Here is a 17,098-nt window from a genome sequence, read left to right as displayed (position 1 = left end):
CCGCCGAGCTCGTAGGGCCTGGGCTTCTAGCGCCTTCCGTACTGCGCCGCGATCGGGCAGTCGAATGGGTCGCGGGCGGCGAGGCCCACGCGGTTCAAATAGTCGATCACGATTGCGTACGAGCGCAGCAGTGAGGTCTCGGTGTAAGGCACATCGTTTTCGCGGCAGAACTCGCGCACAATGAGCCGGGTCTTTGCGAGGTGTGGCCGTGCCATGCTCGGAAAGAGGTGGTGCTCGATCTGGTAGTTGAGACCGCCCATGAGCACCGTTGCCCACCAGCCGCCGCGAATGTTGCGTGACGTGCGCACCTGCTTTGCAAAGAAGTCGAGGCGCGTATTGGGGTCAATGACGGGCATGCCTTTGTGGTTTGGGGCAAAGCTTGCTCCCATCCCTACTCCGAATACCGCGAGCATGACGCCAGAGAGTGCGAACGCTTTGCCAACGGGCAGGAAGAAAAAGATCGCACCGAACAGCAAGACAAATCGTGTGCAGATGAGCACTATTTCGGTGGCGCGTGCCTTGACGGGGCCGCGGCCGAAGAGGTGTTTGAACCCGTGCAGGTGAAGGTTGAGCCCTTCGAGCGTGAGCAGCGGGAAGAAGAGCCAGCCTTGACGCTGGGTGATCCACCGAACAATGCCGCGTGACTCAGCAGCATCGGTCTCGAGAAACGAGATGGTATCGACTTCGATGTCTGGGTCGCGGCCAATCTGGTTCGGGTTTGCGTGGTGACGGCTGTGCTTTGAATCCCACCACGAGTAGCTCATGCCGATTGATGCGGCGAGTACCCGTGCGAGGCGATCGTTCGCTGGCCCTGTCGAAAGGATCTGGCGGTGCGCCGCCTCGTGTGTCAGAAAGGCGACCTGTGTGAAGAGTAGGCCGAGCGCGGCACCGATGGCCAGCTGCCACCAGCTGTTGCCAATGAGGATGGCTGCAGTGATGGTGATGGCAAAGCCGAGCCCGATGGCCGAGGCGACGAGCGTGTAAAAGATGGGGGCGCGGGCGAGCAGCCCCTGCTCTTGTACCGTGCGTGAAACCGTGCGGTAGGCCTTGGTGACCGATGGAAAATCTTCTGCGCGAGCGTAGGTCTGGCGTACCGGGCCTAGGGTAGCGGTGAGCGGTGCGGTTGCTGATGGCACTGTCGGAACCTGTCGTTTGGGGCAGCGCGTGAAGCCGCTGTCGTGAAGCCAAAGGCGGTTGCCGATTGCTCTTTCACTGTATCGACCGTGACATGCTGTGCCACGAATACGCTGTGCTTCGCCCTGGCGCCCGGGCTCGCTCACGCATACCCTTGAAGAGGCTCGGCCGTTGGGCGCCGGCCCAGAGCTCACAGAGAGGTGGTGTGTCGTGCCAGCGACGCAAAAGATTCTCACGCACCCGAACATCATCGGCGCGGTCGCCGAGGAGGGTGCCTCGAGTGGCGCGGTCGACGCGCTGCTCGTCGAGGGCGGCGACATTTGCGCCGTGGGTGATCTCGCGTCATTGCGCGAGCGGTACCCCGACGCCGAGCTGGTGAGGCTGCCCGGTCACGCGATTGTCGCCGGGTTTCACGACGCGCACATTCACACGGGCGGGTACGCGCGTGCTCTCGCGACTGTGAATCTTCGTGGCGCCGAGAGCCTTGACGCGGCGCTGCAAAGGCTTCGCGAGTTCATCGCCGCGAGCGACAGCCCGGGCACGAGCGATCACCCGAGCGGGAGCGATGGCGGTGATGAGACACCCCTGTGGATCACCGGCGGGTACTGGGATGCGAATGCCTGGGCCACCGGTTTGCCGTCGCGGCACGATCTTGACGCCGTGGTTGCTGACCGGCCGGTTGCGCTGTCGAGTCTTGACGGGCACTCGCTGTGGGTGAACTCGCTCGGGCTTGCGCTCGCCGGCATTGGGGCGCTTACCGATGACGTGCCTGGCGGAATCATTGTGCGTGAGGGTGACGGGCGCGAGCCTGCCGGGCTGCTTCGCGAGCGTGCCTGTGACCCCGTGCTTGCGTGTTTCTCGGAGCAGAGCGTTGAGCTGCTGCCGGGCCTGCTCGCGGTCGCTCAGGAACGGCTGCTCGCGATGGGCGTCACGCACATCACTGACTTTGACGAAGACGCGACGAGGCTCGCGTTTGAGGCCTTGCACGAGCGCGGGCAGCTGAAGCTTCGGGTGCACAAGGGCATTCCTGCGGGCGATCTCGACCGGGCGATTGCCGAGGGGTGGCGAACCGGCGCTGGCGATCGCTTCATCACCACGGGGCCGGTGAAACTCTTCTCAGACGGAGCGCTTGGCTCGCACAGTGCGCACATGCTCGAAGACTTTGCCGATGCCCCCGGGAACCACGGGGTCGAGGTGATCGACACCGAGGCGCTCACGGCCCTCGTCGAGCAGGCGAACGCCGCGGGCATCGCGGTCGCGACCCACGCCATTGGTGACGCGGCGAACCGGAGTGTGTTGAACGCCTATGAGCGCACGGCTCAGCTCACCCGCGAGCACGGGCTGCGTAATCGGGTGGAGCATGCGCAACACATCGCGCAGCGTGATCTGCCCAGGTTTGCCGAGCTCGGCGTTATCGCCTCGGTGCAGCCGACTCACTGCACCACCGACTTCGCGCTCGCGGGTCGTCGCCTCGGCGATCGTGAGGTGCTCAATTATGCGTGGCGCTCGCTGCTCGACTCGGGGGCCAGGGTGGCGTTTGGCTCTGACGCGCCAATCGAGCCGGCTGAGCCGCTCTTCGGGGTGCACGCCGCGGTGACGAGGCAGGACCGGCAGGGGCGACCTGAGGGTGGCTTTGAGCCGCACGAACGAGTGAGCGTGGAAGAAGCGCTCGCGCTCTTCAGCGAGGGCCCCGCCTATGCTGCGGGCCTCGAAGGTCGGGTGGGGCGCATTGCCGTGGGGCAGTATGCCGATCTCGTTGCGCTGAGTGCGGATCCGCGCGAGTGCGAGCCCGCCGAAATCGCGGGACTGAGCGTTGTCGCGACGTTCGTCGACGGGAACTGTGTGTACGAGGCAGAACCGTTCCAGAGACTCATGGACGCCGCGTTCGAGGGGTTTGACAGGGCGACCGCACCCGCGATGATCACGGCGGTGTTTACCCGTGAAGGGGTCGTGGGGTGCCGCGCCACTGGTGAGCCTGCGGGGCCCGGTTCAACGACCGAACGCGGGACCGTGTTTCGTATCGCGTCGATGACGAAGAGCTTTCTCGCGGCCACGGCGCTCATATTGCGCGACGAGGGGTTGCTCGACTTTGCGGCACCCATCACCCAATACGTTCCTGGGGTGCGCCTCATGTATGAGGGGGTCGCCCAGCGGGTGACGATTGAGCAGCTGCTCTCGAACCGTTCGGGGCTTGCCGAAGACAACGCCTGGGGTGACAGGCGTCTCGGCGATACTCGTGAATCGGTGCTCGAACTCGCCGCTCAGGGGCTGCGCTTAACCGCCGAGCCCGGCGAAATGTACCAGTACTCGAACCTCGGGATGTCCCTTGTTGGCCGGGCGATCGAAGCGGTCACCGGGAGCTCGGTCGAACAGGTGATTCGGGAGCGGGTGATTGATCCGCTCGGGCTTCAACACACGCGCTTTAGCGCCGACGACTACCCGTCCGGGACGCCGCTCGCGAAGGGCTATCGCACCTTCGACGAGTCGAAGCACCTGCACGAGGAGCCTTACGTCGGCAACGGGGCGCTCGCGTGCATCGGTGGGCTGTTTAGTACGGTCGACGACATTGCCACCTGGGCTGGCTTCGTATCGTCGGCGTATACCGATGCCCCGCTGCGCCCAGAACTCATGGAGCCTGCGTCGAGACGCGAGATGCAGCGCATTCATACGGCCGCGGTGCAGAGCGCTCACCAGCAGCAGCGTGGCCTCGACGCCGTCGGGTATGGGCTCGGGCTCTTCGTTGAGCACGACCTGCGGTTTGGCCGCATTGCTCAGCACACGGGAGGGTTGCCGGGCTTCACCTCGCACATGCGCTGGCACACGGCGAGCGGCGTCGGTGTTGTGACCTTCGCGAACTGCGACGTGTTTCGCGCCGAACCCTTCGCCGCGAGCCTGCACACCGAGGTGCTCGCGGCGAAGGGCATCGAAGCGCCGACACCGCAGACCCCGAGGCCGTTTGCGTCGTGGCCAGAGACCCTTGCGAGCGCTCGCCGCATCGACGAGGCGCTGCGGTCAGGTGTTTCAGCCTGGAGCCTCGACGGCGTGTTCGCCGTCAACGCGATGCACGATGTGCCGCCTGAGGTGCGGCAGCAACGCCTCGCGGAGGCCCTCGAAGAAACTGGCCCGGTCAATCCGCAACAGGCGCCGCTCGAGCAGCGTATCGCAGCGACGCTTGGCCCAGCCGAGGTGCGGTGGCGCATCGAGTGCGAGCGTGGCGCGCTGCTGTGCGATGCGCGGCTGGTCGGGCTCAGTACGCCGCTCGTGCAAACCTTGATTGTGGCAGTAGCTGAAGAGGGCTAGCGCGGGTAACGCCGAGGGGCACAGGCTCACGCCCATCAGTGCGTTAGATGTTCGCGTGCACTTCCCACAGCTGCCAGGCGGTCGTGCGCCACGAGAACATGCGTGAGCGGTCGTGAGCGAGCACGCTCAGCCTGGCACGCTCGTCATCGTCGCGGGCGACCGTGGTGAGCGCCTCGGCGAAGCTCTCTTCAGTCTCGCCGGCGGTCGCGCCGTCGAGGGCGGTCTCTGCCATGCAGGCAGCCCCGCCGTGCACGACGGGCACCCCCGAGCTGAGGGCACCGTGAATGGGCAGCAAGCAATCGGCGATGGCCTGGGGCAGCACGAGCGCCCTCGCGCCCGCGATGATGGCGCCGATGTCGCCGGGCTCTGCCCCCGACTCTTCGGTGAGCATGACCTGGTGCACGCGGTCGGCGAGCACGGGCCAGGAGCTGAGGTCGGCCTCGGCACCCGGGCCAACGAGCACGAGCGGCGGCAAATCGGGGTTCGCCTCGAGCGCGCGCAGGATCCACTCGAGTCTGCCGGTCTCGCCAGGGTAGGCGGTCGAGACGAAGTAGCGTTCGGGCAGGCCGAGTGCACTCAGACGCTCGGCCATGTTCTTGGGCGCGAGGTATTCGCGGGGAGCCGCGAGCGGCAGCACCTGAACCGAGATGTAGGCCCCGTAGATTTCACGCAGGCGCTCGGCGACGGCGTGGGTGGGGGTGAGAATCACGTCGGCGTGCTTGATCGCTCGCTTCACGTGCTGGCGCAGCTGCTTGGCCTGGCCCTTGGGCATAACATCGGGGGCGTCCCACGCCAGCGTGTGCGGCACGGTGACGGTGGTTTGCGAGCCATCGGCCTCTTCGCGGTGGCGAAGCGGAATGAGGGGGGTCAACGAGTGCACGAACTCGCCGTCGAGCGGCCGGGCGGCCGGGCCGCCGCGCCACACGAGCGGAATCATCGAGCTGTGCAACGACATGACCTCTACGCGGGCTTTGGGGTGATCGAGCTCTGGTGCCTCGCTGTTTGAAGCGATGAGCAGAGCCGAGGCACACCCCCTCGGCGCGGTATCGGCAAGAGCGATGGTCAGTTCGCGTGCTGAAGCCCGCTGACCGCTCTGTTCCCAACCTTCGAGGAACTCACCGATGACGTTGAGCGTAGACATCAACCATCCTCTCAAGCAGGCTCAATTTACCCGTATACTTCGACCTATTCTATGGGCTACCAAGCCGAAAGAACCCCGAGGCGGTACATTACGCAACCGTTTCGTAATTTGCCGGGGGTTTCATGACAATCCGGTGCAGGTTCGGCAGAACGCAAAGGTTTATCGTCTACCCTTTGGAGTATGCGCGTATTACTCACCGGCGGTGCCGGTTATATTGGGTCTCACACCGCACTCGTGCTCACTGAGCGCGGGCACGAGGTTCTTGTCGTCGACAACTTCTCAAACAGCAGCCCCGAATCGGTGCGAAGGGTCGAACAGCTGACCAACGCCTCGATCGAGCTCATCGAGGCCGATCTCGCTGACCCAGAGCAGGCGAAGCGGGCGCTTGAGCCGCTCGAATTTGACGCGGTGGTGCACTTCGCCGGGCTGAAGGCCGTCGGCGAATCGACCGAACAGCCCGCCCGGTATTACCGCACCAACATTGACTCGACCCTCAACCTGCTCGACATCATGCGTGCGAAGGGCGTCACGAAGCTCGTGTTCAGCTCGTCGGCGACGGTCTACGGCGATCCGCAGTATTTGCCGCAGGATGAGCTGCACCAGACGGGTGTTGGCGTGACCAACCCGTACGGGTGGACGAAGGCGATGATCGAGCAGATCATTCGCGACGTGCAGGTCGCCTGGCCCGAGCTCAACGCCGTGATTCTGCGCTACTTCAACCCGGTTGGTGCACACCCGTCGGGCCGCATCGGCGAAGATCCCGCTGGCATTCCCAACAACCTCATGCCGTTCATCGCGCAGGTAGCAGTGGGCAAGCGTGAGAAGCTCATGGTGTTTGGTGACGCGTACGAGACGAGCGATGGCACCGGCGTGCGCGACTACATTCACGTGATGGATCTCGCCGAGGGGCACGTTGCAGCCCTCGAACAGGCCCCGAGCGGGGTCAGCACCTATAACCTCGGATCGGGCAAGGGCTCGAGCGTGCTCGAGGTACTTCGCGCCTTTGAGAAGGCCGTGGGTCGCGAGCTGCCCTATGAGATCACCGCTGCACGAGCCGGCGATGTCGCCGAGATGGTCGCAGACCCCGCGAAAGCAAACCGTGAACTTGGCTGGGCCGTGAAACGCACGCTCGACGAAGCGTGTGCCGACGCTTGGGCGTGGCAGAGCGCAAACCCCGACGGCTACGGCGCATGAGCGTGAGCCTCTCACAGCAGCTCGAACACCCGATCAGGTACCCAGAGCGAACCTCGCCGCCGTTCATGACGAAGCGGTCGTTTTGGCTCGTGGTACTCGGCTTTGTGTTGCCCGGCAGTGCGCAGGTGCTCGCGGGCAACCGAAAGCTCGGCAGGGTGGGCCTCGGGGCCACGATCGCGTTGCTGCTGGGAGGGCTGCTGTCGGTGCTCGGCCTCATCTTTTTTCGAGTGCCGACGCTCTCTTTTTTTACCCACACGATCGTGCTCTTCGTGTTGCAGTGGGTCATTGTGGCCTACGCGATTCTCTGGGTGATTATCGGTTTTGACACCCTGCGCCTGACGAACCTCGTGAAGGTCGGCAAGAACTGGCGGGTGCCCGTCTCGATTTTGAGCGTGTGCCTCACGGTGCTGCCGGTTGCCGGGGCCCTGTGGGTGTCGGGCACGATCGGCGTTGGCCGTGACGCGCTCAGTTCGATCTTTGCTCGCGGTGCGAGTGTGGCGCCGGTCGACGGTCGCTACAACATTCTTTTGCTTGGCGCTGACGCGGGTGATGGTCGCGACGGCCTGCGCCCCGACAGCATCTCGGTCGTGTCGATTGACGCGAAGACGGGGCAGTCGACGATTATCGGCTTGCCGCGTGAACTCACCGGTATGCCGTTTCCCGAAGACTCTCCCATGCACGAGCTTCACCCGACCGGGTTCGGCAACGACTGGGGCTGCTACATCGGCCGCTGCTACATGAACGGGCTCTACACCGAGATCTCGATTTTCGATCCCGACCGTTACGCGGGGGTCGCGAAGGCCGGCGAAGAGCCCGGTATTCTCGCCCTTGTCGACGCGGCGTCGGGGGCGACGGGGCTCGACGTTCAGTTCTACGTGCTCATCGACATGGACGGCTTCTCTGACCTCATTGACGCGCTCGGCGGTGTCGACATCAACGTGCAGCAGCGTCTGCCGATTGGCGGCGACGCACACGGCAACGGCATTGAGGGGTGGATCGAGGCTGGTCAGCAGCACATGAACGGCTTCAACGCCCAGTGGTACGCCCGCTCGCGCTACACGACCGATGACTACGACCGCATGCGTCGCCAGCGTGAACTGCAAGAGGCCATTCTCGCGCAGATGAACCCGGTCAACGTGCTGAAGCAATTCAAGGACATCGTCGAGACGGGCAGTTCGATTGTTTGGACGAACATGCCAGAGTCAATGCTCGGCCCCTTCCTCGACCTCGCGACGCGTGCGAAAGACCACACTCCTGTCACGGTCGAGCTCACCCCGCCAGAGGTTCAGCCGGAGGCTCCCGACTACGATTACATTCACGAGCTTGTCGCCGACGCTGTGCGGCAGGCCTCACCGGCTGAAGAGGAGGAGTAGTGCGGGTTGCAGCGGTTATGGTTGCGTTTAACCGTGCAGAGCTTTTGAGAGAGGCGCTCACGGCGGTCGGTCAGCAGACCCGGCCGGTCGATGAGCTCATCGTGGTCGATAATGCTTCGACCGACGAGAGCGCTCAGGTTGCCGCCGAGATGGTTGCGCGCTTCGGCGGGCACGCGAGGCTCATCGCACTCACCGAAAACACCGGAGGTGCCGGCGGTTTTGCCACGGGCATTGCCGCGGCCGTACAAGACCCCACGATCGACTGGGTGTGGGTGATGGATGACGACACGGTGCCTGAGCCCACGGCCCTCGCCGAGGCGCTCGCCGCACACGAACGGTTCATCGAGGCGGGCAGGGGGCGCGACGATCTCGCGGTCATGGGCTCACGCGTCGTGTGGACCGATGGCGAAGACCACCCCATGAACACTCCGAAGCCCAAGATCGGCGCCTCACAGGCAGAGCGCGATCGAGCGGCTGCGGCAGGGGTGCTCGAGATCCGCTCGATTTCGTTTGTCTCGGCCTTCGTGCGCGCCGAACTCGTGCGCAAGCTGGGCCTGCCCATCGCCGACTACTTCTTGTGGAACGACGACTTCGAATACTCGGCCCGCCTCCTGCGCCGCGCGCGAGGCATTCAGGTGCCCGGCTCGGTTGTCATGCACAAGACGAAGATTCGTGGTTCGTCTGACCAAGATCCCGGCGAACGTTTCTACTTCGAGGTGCGCAACAAGCTCTGGCTCTTTCGCACGTCGAAGGCGCTCAAGCCGTGGGAGAAGCTGGCCTACACGGCGGCCTCTGCCAGGCGCTGGGCCCGCACGTTCAAGGCGTCATCGAATCGGGGTGTGCTGTGGAACTGCCTGGGTCGAGGGCTGCGCCACGGCCTCTTCACGAGGCCACGCCCAACGGCCGACGTGCTCGCCGGTGCTGGCCTGCCCCTTGACGTGAGTGACACGGTGTTCTCGCTCACCGAGGGGCCAGGGCGGTCGTAGTGGCGAGCGCCGACTTCACCCTGCTGCTTCCCGTGTACGCGGGCGATACTCCCGACGCGCTTCGGCTCGCGCTCGAGAGCTCGACGGTGGGGCAAAGCCTCATGCCAGCTGAGGTGCTCGTCGTGATTGATGGGCCGATCTCTGCGGCACTTGAGGCGGTCATCGACGAGTTCGAGGCTGGCGGTGCGGTGCCCCTCACCCGGGTGCGCTTCGCCGAGAACCGCGGGCTCACCGAGGGGCTGAACGCAGGGCTCGAACGCGCGCGGTACGACGTTGTCGCTCGCATGGATGCCGACGATGTCTCGGTGCCCGACCGTTTCGCGAAGCAGTGGCCGCTCTTAGAGGCCGGCTACGACCTCGTGGGCGCGGGCATGGTCGAGTTCGACGACGACCCCGAAGCGTGCGGCGTGACGCGCATTCCGCCCGTCGGTGAAGCGAACATTCGCAGCCACGCTCGCACGCACAACCCCTTCAACCACCCCACGATGATGTACCGCGTTTCGCGGGTCAGGGAGGTCGGTGGGTACGAGCCCTTCGGCAAGATGGAAGATTATTGGCTCGGCATTCGCATGATTGCCAGCGGTGCGCGGGTCGAGAACATTGCCGAGCCACTCGTGAAATATCGCGTCGGATCGGGCGCGTTTGCTCGCCGGGGCGGCTGGCGTGAGGCGCAAACCGAGATCCGCCTCCAGAAGGCCATGCTCGGCATGGGCTTTATTGGCCGCGGCGAGTACCTGCGCAACGTGGTGATGAAGAGCGTGTACCGGATGCTGCCGGCGTCGGTGAAACAGGTGCTGTTTCGGCGTTTTGTTGCGGGTGGTCTGCCGAGTGATCAAAAGAGCAAAGATACGCAAAAGTAGCTTTCTAGCGAAGTGTTTTCCAATTCTTGTCAAATCGGTTAGGTAACAATATGGAAACACGAGAAATCCCTGATCAGCTAACCGAATCGATGGTTGCCTGAGGCAAGGTTCTGCGAAAGAAACAAGGTGTTTCGTAAACCCCTTGTTATGGTCGAAGTATGTTCTTTGCCGCTCTGTGAGGCGATGCAAGGAGCAGAAATCCGGCAGAGTGCCGGGCCGTGAAACGAAGCGCGTGAGTAGAGTGGGCCGCCTGCCGTAAGGTGGCCGTGATTGAGGGTGAGTGACCAGGATGTTGTTATTCCCTGACCTACCGCCCTATCAGATTGCCCTCACCTCGTTTTGCGAAGAAACGAACGTTACTCTCGGAGGAGAACAATCGTGACCAACCCCACAACCCGTGGGAGTCACGGTGATGCTGGGCCACAGGCCGGGCAGCACCATGATTCCGCATTGGCATTGCAGGTCTCAAACGTCTACAAAGTGTTTGGCCGCAATCCTAGAGAAGCGGTAAAACGTCTCAAGGCGGGCGACACCCGCGAGGGAGTACAGCCGCTCGGCACCGCCGCGGTGATCGACGCGAGCTTTGAAGTAAAGCCGGGCGAAATTTTTGTTGTCATGGGCCTCAGTGGCTCGGGCAAGTCAACGCTCATTCGCATGCTCAACGGTCTGAACGACACGACCGACGGTTCGATCAAGATTTTCGGCGAAGAGGTCGTTGGCCGTTCAGACGCTGAGCTTCGCGAACTGCGCCGCAAGAGCATGTCGATGGTGTTTCAGCACTTCGCGCTCCTGCCGCACCGCACCGTGCTCGACAACGTCGCCTACGGGCTAGAGCTGCAGGGCATCGACGCGTCGACCCGCAGGGCTAAGGCTCAGAACTGGCTTGAGCGCGTCGGGCTTGCAGGGTGGGAGAACCACTTGCCCGACGAACTCTCTGGTGGCATGCAGCAGCGCGTGGGTATTGCTCGCGCGCTCACGGCAGACACCGAGATTCTGCTCATGGACGAGGCCTTTTCGGCCCTTGACCCGCTGATCCGCCGCGAAATGCAAGAACAGCTCGTTGAGCTGCAGCAGGAGCTTGGCAAGACCATCGTGTTCATTACGCACGACCTGAACGAAGCCATGTTTCTCGGCGACCGCATCGCCGTCATGCGTGACGGCCGCATCGTGCAGGTGGGTAGCCCCAACGACATTCTCACCGACCCGGCCAACGACTACGTTGCGCAGTTCGTGCAAGACGTCGACCGTGGCCGCGTGCTCACCGCTGGCGACGTTATGGAGCCGGCCCTCGCTGCGATTCCAGCGAGCGCAGGCCCCCGGGCGGCGCTCAAGATGATGCGCGACATGCAGACCTCGGCCTGCTTCGTGACCGGCAACGGCCGCAAGCTCATTGGCGTTGTGCGCGATAAAGACGTGCTGCGCCAGGTTCGCGAGGGCAACACCGACATTCGTGAGCTTCTTCGACCCACACCCTCGACGGTGACCCCTGACCAGCACATTTCAGAGCTGTACGAGATGGCGGTCGAAAGCCCGCTGCCCGTTGCCGTCGTTGACGAGCAGCACCGCCTGCTCGGCGTCGTGCCGAGGGTCACGCTACTCGCGGCGCTGGCTGACCTGCCAACCACCACGAGTGCGATTCCCATCATCGAGCCACGGCCCGACGTGCCAGAAACCACGATGACTGAAGCGCTCGAGCTCGGCGAGCTCACCGACACTGATACCGATACTGATGCGCGAGAAGAAAACAGCGCTACGAAGGGAGAACAGGCGTGAATATTCCTAAGATTCCCATCGGTACATGGGGCCAGGTTGTTTTTGACTGGTTCCGCGACACCTTCGACTGGCTCATCGACTTTTTCAAGGTCTTCATCGACGTTCTCGTCAACGGCATCGTTGACGGGCTGCTCTCGGTTCACTTTCTCGTCGTCATCGTGCTGTTTGCGGCGCTCGGCTGGCTCGTTCGCTCGTGGCAGCTCGCCGTTGGCACGATCATCTCACTCCTGCTGATCGTCTCGATGGGCTACTGGCAGAGCGCGATGCAGACGCTCGGCCTCGTGCTCGTCGCAACGCTTATTGCTGTCGTGATGGCGATCCCGCTCGGTATTCTTGCGGCGAAGAGTGACCGCTTCAGTGCGTTCATGAAACCGTTGCTCGACTTCTTGCAGACGATGCCGGCGTTCGTGTACCTTGTGCCCGCCGTGCTGCTGTTCAGCATTGGCTTCGTGCCCGCGATCTTCGCGACCGTGATCTTTGCGATCGCTCCCGGCGTGCGCTTCACCGAGCTCGGTATTCGCGGCGTTGACGGCGAGGTCGTCGAAGCGGGTCAGGCCTTCGGTGCGAAGCCGGGCCAGATTCTGCGCGGCATTCAGCTGCCACTCGCCCTGCCAACCATCATGGCCGGCATTAACCAGGTCATCATGCTCTCGCTCTCGATGGCCGTGCTTGGCGGCTTCGTTGGCGCCCCTGGTCTCGGTAAGGACGTTGTTGCGGCCGTGATGCAGCAGCAGCTGCCAGCCGGTATCGAATCGGGCGTCAGCATCGTGATCATCGCGGTCTTCCTCGACCGTGTCACCGCAGCGCTTGGTAACCAGTCTGAATACCAGTCGTCGCTGCTCGGCCTCTTCCGTAAGCGTAAGGCCGACGCCAAGAAGGCATAAGCCCTGCACCCGCAGGAGCTTTACTCAAACCTAATCTGTATACCCAATCACTGTGGCAAGGCCGCAGGACGAAAGGAACACATCATGAAAAAACGTTTTATGGGTGCACTCGCACTCGGCACCGCAGGGCTTCTTGCACTCGCTGGTTGCGCAAGCGACGGTAGCGGCGGAACGAGCAGCGGCGGCTCAGACAACGGTTCGTCGGCAAGCGGCGACACCATCAAGGTTTCGTACATTGCTGGCTGGACTGACGGCCAGAGCATCGCGTACCTGCTCAAGGATCAGCTTGAGAAGAAGGACTTCAAGGTTGAGGTTGATGACCTCACCGACAACGGCCCCATGTACGCGGGCCTCTCGCAGGGCGACATCGACCTCTTTGCTTCGGCTTGGCCTGAGGTAACCCAGGCAAGCTACATGGAGGAGTTCGGCGACAAGATCGAAGACCTCGGCACCTGGTACGAGGGAGCAACGCTCACCATCGCTGTTCCTTCATATTCGAAGCTCAACTCGATCGACGAGCTCAAGGACAACGCTGACCTCTTCGGCAGCGAGATCATCGGCATCGAGCCTGGCGCAGGCCTCACTGGCGTGACCGAAGACTCGATGATTCCCGAGTACGAGCTCGAAGACACGATTACGCTCAGCACCTCGTCGACCGCGACCATGCTCACCATGCTTGGCGAAGCGATCGACAAGAAGGAAGAGATCGTTGTGACGCTGTGGCGCCCCTTCTGGGCAAACAGTGCCTACGACGTGAAGGACCTCGAAGATCCTAAGGGCGCAATGGGTGAGGCCGAGGGCCTGCACATTCTCGCTCGCGATGGCTTCAAGGAAGACTACGCAGATCTCGCTGACCTGATCGAACAGATCAAGCTCGACGATGACGCGTATGGTGCACTCGAGGAGCTCGTCACGAGCGACGAGTACGAGAATGACTCAGAGGGCGCCGTCTCGAAGTGGATCGAAGACAACGCAGACGCGTTCCCTGGCCTGCTCAAGTAGTTCTGGGGTAGGGCCGAGACCCTAACGCACATTCAGCGGGGCTCGCTGGTCGGTTATCCGGCTGGCGGGCCCCGCTTTTGCGTGGGCGCGCGTTCCCGCGCGCTCCTTCGCGCCTTCTCGCTCCGCCCTCTCTGTCTCTTTCGCCCCGCCCATCCCACTTCTTCGCGTTTCCACGCGCTTCTTCGCCCCGCCCGCCCCGCGTGTGGTCACTTTCGCGCACTGTGTGGTCAAAAAGTGTCGATTTCCCGCGAGATTTCGACACTTTTTGACCACACGATGGCGGATCGCGGCGCCAGCCGGGGCCCGAACCCGGGACTCGAGCGAATTCAGTCACGGGAGCGCTGTCCAGCCCGCTTGCTCGCGTTTTTTCGCCTCGCCGAGGCACCGTGTGGTCACTTTTCTTCGCCCTGGGGTCAAAAAGTGTCGATTTCCTGCGAGATTTCGACACTTTTTGACCACACGGTGGCGGATCGCGGTGCGAACGGTGGATCGCGGCGCGAACGCTCGGGGCGCCCGCGCTAGTGGCGCAGCGCCCTGCGCGCCAGCGAGTTGCCCACGAACTGCAGCAGCTGCACGAGCGCCACGATGACGAGGGTCGCAACGAAGGTGACTTCCCAGCGGAACACCTGGTAGCCGCGCGTGATCGCGAAGTCGCCGAGCCCGCCGCCGCCGATCACGCCGACCATGGCCGACATGTCGACGATCCCGATCACGATGAAGGTGTAGCCGAGAATGAGGGGTCCGAGGGCCTCGGGCAGCAGTACCATGAGGATGATGCGCAACGGCCGTGCTCCGGTCGCGCGCGCCGCCTCGATGACGCCGGGGTCGACGGTGACGAGGTTTTGTTCGACGATGCGCGCGATCGAGAAGACCGCACCGATGGTCATGACGAAAATGCCGGCGTTGATGCCGATGATGCTGCCGGTGACGAGTTTCGTGAGGGGGCCGAGCAGGGCAACGAGAATGATGAACGGGATGGGCCTGAAGAAGTTCACGATCACGTTGAGGGTCGTGTTCACGAAGCGGTTCGCGAGAATGCTGCCGGGGCGGGTGACGGTGAGCAGCACGCCGATGATGAGGCCGATGAGGCCGGCGACGAGCAGCGTGAGCGACACCATGTAGAGGGTTTGCCCGAGGCTCTTGAAGAGCAGCGGCCAGAGGGTTTCCCACGGGGTTTTGTTGTTGCTGAGATAACTCATGCGGCGAGCTCCTCTACGGTTGCGTGCTCGCGCAGGTGGGCGAGCGCTTCGTCGACTCGGTCGCCGCTGAGGGCGACGGTGAGCGACCCGAATTGCTGTTGTTGGATGATGTCGATGCCCCCGAAGAGCAGAGCGAAGCGGATCCCGTAGCTGGCAACCGCTTCTGAGAGCAGCCCGCCGACATCGAGATTTCGGGTGACGTGGATCGTGAAGAGGCGCTCGTGGCCACGCTCGCGCAACGAAGTGACCTGTGCGGCGTTGGGCTCGGTTTGCGAGACCGCTGCGAGGAAGGCTTTTGCCCGCTCGGTTTGCGGGTTGGCGAAGAGCTCGTAGGTGGTGCCGAGCTCGACGAGGTGGCCGTTGTCGAGCACGGCGACGCGGTCGGCGATGCTGCGCACGACGTCCATCTCGTGGGTGATGACGACGACGGTGACGCCGAGCTCGCGGTTTGTGCGGGCGAGCAGTTGCAGCACCTCGTGCGTTGTTTCGGGGTCGAGTGCGCTCGTGGCCTCGTCGGCGAGCAGTACGCTCGGTTTCGCGGCGAGAGCACGGGCGATGCCGACGCGCTGGCGTTGGCCTCCCGAGAGCTGCTCCGGGTACATCCAGGCCTTTTCGGCGAGGCCGACGAAGTCGAGAAGCTCCCAGATGCGTTCGGTGCGATCCGCCTTGGTCCATCCGGCGACGATGAGCGCAAACTCGATGTTGCCGAAGACGGTGCGCGACTTCATGAGATTGAACTGTTGAAAGACCATGCCGATGTTGCCGCGCACGCGGTGCATTTCGCCCTCGCGCAGGTCGCTCACGCGGGTTCCGTCGACGTCTACGGTGCCGGTGGTGACTTTTTCGAGGCCGTTGATGAGGCGCACGAGGGTTGATTTGCCGGCTCCGGAGTAGCCGATCACGGCGAAGATCTCGCCTCGATGTATGTCTAGGGTGATGTCGGTAAGCGCGGCTGAAGCGGCTTTGGCAAACGTCTTGCCTACCCCTGTGAAGCGAATGATCGAATCGGTCGACGCTGCGTCGGGGTGGCTGATGCCAGAAGCGTGCTCCGAGCGGCCCAGCTCGGTACGTGTCATGGGTATGAGTGTAGTTCGGTTTCGGCCGTGGGCCCGCATCGAGCGGGCTGTAGCGTAACACTCGGTAACACTCTTTTGGTGGCCGGGTGACCGAGCGCCTACAGTAATGCTGTTCGCCCCTGACGCTTTCAAGGAGAAGATCATGTCAGCACCCACTCCCCAGCCCGCTAGGCCCGAGAAACCCAAGTCGCGCGTCGGCCTTTGGGTCACGATCGCGATTGTTGCCGTTCTGGCGGTGATCGCTGCTTTTGTGGTGCCGAAGCTCACCCAGTCGAGCGACGCCGATGCGAAGCCAGCTGCCGGAAGCGAAGAAGTGACCAAGGTGAAGCTCGGCGTGAACGACATCGCCGAAGCGCACTGGGAGGTGCTCGTCGATCTCGCGGCCGAAGAGAACATCGAGGTTGAGCTCGTTTCATTCACCGACTACACGACGCCAAACCCGGCCCTCGCCTCGGGTGACATTGACATCAACAAGTTCCAGCACGTTCGCTACCTCGCGCAGCACGTCGCGACGCAGGGTGATGATCTTGTGCCGATTGGCTCGACCGAGATTTTCCCCATCTCGATCTTCTCGAAGCAGTGGAGCTCGATTGACGAGGTTCCCGAGGGCGGCGAAGTGACGATCTCGAACAACCCGGCAAACCAGGTGCGCCCGCTGCTCGCGCTCTATAACGCTGGACTCATCGCGTTCAAGGGTGAGGCTGACTGGAACGTCACGATTGACGACATCGACTACGAGGCTTCGAAGCTCGGTAAGGTGACTCCGATCGATCCGTCGCAAACGGCTGCATCGCTCGACTCGGTCGACATCGCGTTCGTCGATACCCCGTTCCAGCTGGCGGCTGGCCTCGGTGAAAAAGAGACGATCTACCGTGAAGATGCCAATCGCCCCGACCTGCAGCAGTACGTGAACGTGTTTGCCGTGCGCGGCGAAGACCGCGACAACAAGGCGCTGAAGCGCGTCGCCGAGCTGTACCACGCACCCGAGGTGCAGGCCGTGATCACCGAGCATCCCGAGTATGACGGTGTTGAGAAAGACGAAACCCAGGACGATCTGCTCAAGGTACTCGCCGAGCAAATCAAAGAATTTGAGTAGGCGCTAGCCCGCTCCCTGAGCGCGCAGGCCCCGCATTACGTGGGTGCCTGCGCGCTTCGTCGTTCACCGAATCTCCAGTG

13 protein-coding genes are annotated in these 17,098 nt (G+C 63.1%); 9 read left to right on the top strand and 4 right to left on the bottom strand.

Translation table 11 applies throughout. From position 1 onward, the window contains the following. Nucleotides 1–26 precede the first annotated feature (26 nt). Nucleotides 27–1,136, bottom strand: a complete 1,110-nt coding sequence (locus tag JSO19_RS04695; RefSeq protein WP_270910070.1) for a fatty acid desaturase family protein — start codon at nt 1,134–1,136, stop codon at nt 27–29. 208 nt (nt 1,137–1,344) lie between these two features. On the opposite strand from JSO19_RS04695, the gene JSO19_RS04690 reads away from it, so the two are divergent. Next, nucleotides 1,345–4,434, top strand: coding sequence for an amidohydrolase family protein (locus JSO19_RS04690; protein ID WP_270910068.1), 3,090 nt, complete (start codon nt 1,345–1,347; stop codon nt 4,432–4,434). A gap of 43 nt (nt 4,435–4,477) precedes the next feature. Here JSO19_RS04690 and JSO19_RS04685 read toward each other — a convergent pair whose 3' ends face one another. Then, a complete protein-coding gene (locus JSO19_RS04685; protein WP_270910066.1) occupies nt 4,478–5,575 on the bottom strand; it encodes a mannosyltransferase in 1,098 nt (365 codons plus the stop codon). Between the two features lie 180 nt (nt 5,576–5,755). Here JSO19_RS04685 and galE point away from each other — a divergent pair, with 180 nt between their 5' ends. The 7 genes from galE (at nt 5,756) to JSO19_RS04650 (ending at nt 13,647) form a co-directional block, all read left to right on the top strand. Beyond that, on the top strand, nt 5,756–6,769 hold the full coding sequence (galE, locus tag JSO19_RS04680) for a UDP-glucose 4-epimerase GalE (RefSeq protein WP_270910065.1): 1,014 nt from the start codon (nt 5,756–5,758) through the stop codon (nt 6,767–6,769). 2 nt (nt 6,770–6,771) lie between these two features. After that, entirely contained in the window at nt 6,772–8,142 is a 1,371-nt protein-coding gene (locus tag JSO19_RS04675) for an LCP family protein (protein WP_270910064.1), read from the top strand. Further along, nucleotides 8,142–9,128 (top strand): glycosyltransferase, encoded by a 987-nt coding sequence (locus JSO19_RS04670; protein ID WP_270910063.1) that lies wholly within the window; start codon nt 8,142–8,144, stop codon nt 9,126–9,128. The genes JSO19_RS04675 and JSO19_RS04670 overlap by 1 nt, the downstream gene beginning before the upstream one ends. Then, complete coding sequence (locus tag JSO19_RS04665) at nt 9,128–9,988, top strand: glycosyltransferase (protein WP_270910062.1); 861 nt, start codon at nt 9,128–9,130, stop codon at nt 9,986–9,988. Before JSO19_RS04670 ends, JSO19_RS04665 begins: the two co-directional genes overlap by 1 nt. A 456-nt stretch (nt 9,989–10,444) precedes the next feature. Continuing rightward, complete coding sequence (locus tag JSO19_RS04660; protein WP_270912097.1) at nt 10,445–11,761, top strand: quaternary amine ABC transporter ATP-binding protein; 1,317 nt, start codon at nt 10,445–10,447, stop codon at nt 11,759–11,761. Then, the gene (locus JSO19_RS04655) at nt 11,758–12,645 is read left to right on the top strand and encodes an ABC transporter permease (RefSeq protein ID WP_270910060.1); all 888 of its coding nucleotides are present in this window, start codon (nt 11,758–11,760) and stop codon (nt 12,643–12,645) included. Before JSO19_RS04660 ends, JSO19_RS04655 begins: the two co-directional genes overlap by 4 nt. A gap of 84 nt (nt 12,646–12,729) precedes the next feature. Next, nucleotides 12,730–13,647 carry a glycine betaine ABC transporter substrate-binding protein gene (locus tag JSO19_RS04650; RefSeq protein ID WP_217136025.1) on the top strand — a complete coding sequence of 306 codons (918 nt, stop codon included), beginning with the start codon at nt 12,730–12,732 and terminating at the stop codon, nt 13,645–13,647. A 518-nt stretch (nt 13,648–14,165) separates the two neighbouring features. On the opposite strand, the gene JSO19_RS04645 is transcribed toward JSO19_RS04650, so the two are convergent. Next, on the bottom strand, nt 14,166–14,846 hold the full coding sequence (locus tag JSO19_RS04645; RefSeq protein WP_217136027.1) for a methionine ABC transporter permease: 681 nt from the start codon (nt 14,844–14,846) through the stop codon (nt 14,166–14,168). After that, nucleotides 14,843–15,922 carry a methionine ABC transporter ATP-binding protein gene (locus tag JSO19_RS04640; protein ID WP_270910058.1) on the bottom strand — a complete coding sequence of 360 codons (1,080 nt, stop codon included), beginning with the start codon at nt 15,920–15,922 and terminating at the stop codon, nt 14,843–14,845. Before JSO19_RS04640 ends, JSO19_RS04645 begins: the two co-directional genes overlap by 4 nt. A gap of 142 nt (nt 15,923–16,064) precedes the next feature. Between JSO19_RS04640 and JSO19_RS04635 the strand changes: the two genes are divergently transcribed. Then, nucleotides 16,065–17,018 carry a MetQ/NlpA family ABC transporter substrate-binding protein gene (locus JSO19_RS04635; RefSeq protein ID WP_270910056.1) on the top strand — a complete coding sequence of 318 codons (954 nt, stop codon included), beginning with the start codon at nt 16,065–16,067 and terminating at the stop codon, nt 17,016–17,018. Nucleotides 17,019–17,098 lie beyond the last annotated feature (80 nt).

Source organism: Leucobacter sp. UCMA 4100 (assembly GCF_027853335.1).
In the GTDB taxonomy this organism is placed as follows: domain Bacteria; phylum Actinomycetota; class Actinomycetes; order Actinomycetales; family Microbacteriaceae; genus Leucobacter_A.
Note: the sequence above shows the minus strand (reverse complement) of the source record. Positions and strands in the feature narration are given on the sequence as shown.